Origin of the sequence: Thermophilibacter mediterraneus (genome assembly GCF_900119385.1) — a bacterium.
Taxonomy (GTDB): Bacteria; Actinomycetota; Coriobacteriia; order Coriobacteriales; family Atopobiaceae; genus Thermophilibacter; species Thermophilibacter mediterraneus.
Window position 1 is genome coordinate 1 of the sequence record NZ_FPKO01000005.1, and the last position, 1,573, is coordinate 1,573.

Annotated in this window: 1 protein-coding gene; it reads right to left on the minus strand. The window is 68.5% G+C overall.

Features of this window, described 5'->3' with window-relative positions:
* Positions 1-1,571 (minus strand): peptide chain release factor 3 (locus tag BQ7106_RS00075; RefSeq protein ID WP_072369427.1); only part of this gene is annotated, 1,571 nt, incomplete at its 3' end.
* Between the last annotated feature and the right edge of the window lie 2 nt (positions 1,572-1,573).

Consider the following 1,573-nt stretch of genomic DNA (forward strand, 5'->3'; position numbering starts at 1 on the left):
TCGGAGAGACGCAGGTCGGGGTTGTGCTCCACCGCCCAGTCGAGGTTCCACTGGCTCGTGAAGAGCAGGAGCTTCCCGCCGCGCATGTCCTCGACGCGCAGCGTCTCGCGCGTGAGGTTGAGCGAGCGGAAGTCCACCTCACCGGCCGACTCGTCGATCCAGCGGATGAGGCTGTACGGCAGCGGGGAGCGGCGCACCTCGACGTGGTACTCCGAGCTCAGGCGCTGCTCGAGCACCTCGAACTGCAGCACGCCGACCGCGCCCGCGATGACGCGCTCCATGCCGGTGCCCGCCTCGCGGAAGATCTGGATGGCGCCCTCCTGGGCGAGCTCCTCCATGCCCTTGACGAACTGCTTGCGCTTGAGGGTGTCCACCTGCTCGATGCGCGCGAAGTGCTCGGGCGCGAAGGTGGGGATGCCGGCGTAGCGCACGTGGCGCCCCACGCGGCAGAGCGTGTCGCCGATGGAGAAGACGCCCGGGTCAAAGAGGCCCACGATGTCGCCGGCGTACGCCTCGTCGACGGTGGCGCGGTCGTCGGCCATCATGGCCGTGCCCGTCGCGAGCTTGATCTTGCGCCCGCCCTGCTCGTGCCAGGCGTCCATGCCGCGCTCGAACTTGCCGGAGCAGATGCGCAGGAAGGCGATGCGGTCGCGGTGGTTCTTGTCCATGTTGGCCTGGATCTTGAAGACGAAGCCCGAGAAGTCGGGGTCCGTGGCCGGGACCGGCTCGCCCGTGATGGCGTCGACGCGGGCGGACGGCGCGGGCGCCAGGCGCAGGAAGTCGCGCAGGAACGGCTCGACGCCGAAGTTGGTGAGCGCCGAGCCAAAGAAGACCGGCGAGAGCCTGCCCGTGCGCACGGCCTCGAGGTCGAACTCGTGGTCCGCGCCGTCGAGGAGCTCGATGTCGTCCATGAGGCCGCGGTGGTTCTCCTCGCCGATGAGCTCGTCGAGCGCGGGGTCGCCGAGCTCGGCCTCGATCTCGTTCACGCGCTTGGTCGCATTGGCGCGGCCGTCGCCCTCGAAGGCCAGCACGTGACGGCTCGCACGGTCGAAGACGCCGCGGAAGTTGCGGCCGGACCCGATGGGCCAGTTCATCGGGTAGGTGCCGATGCCGAGCACCGTCTCGATCTCCTCGGTGAGGTCGAAGGGGTCGCGCGTGTCGTGGTCGAGCTTGTTGACGAAGGTGAAGATGGGGATGCCGCGCAGCGCGCAGACCTTGAAGAGCTTGACCGTCTGCGCCTCGACGCCCTTGGCGCCGTCGATGACCATGACCGCGGCGTCCGCGGCCATGAGCGTGCGGTACGTGTCCTCGGAGAAGTCCTGGTGGCCCGGGGTGTCGAGGATGTTGACGCAGCAGCCGTCGTAGGTGAACTGCAGGACCGAGCTCGTGACCGAGATGCCGCGCGCCTTCTCGATGTCCATCCAGTCGGAGACCGCGTGCTTGGCGCTCGACTTGCCCTTGACCGAACCGGCGGACTGGATGGTGCCGGTGTAGAGCAGGAGCTTCTCGGTGAGCGTGGTCTTGCCCGCGTCCGGGTGCGAGATGATGGCAAAGGTCCGGCGCGAGGCGATCT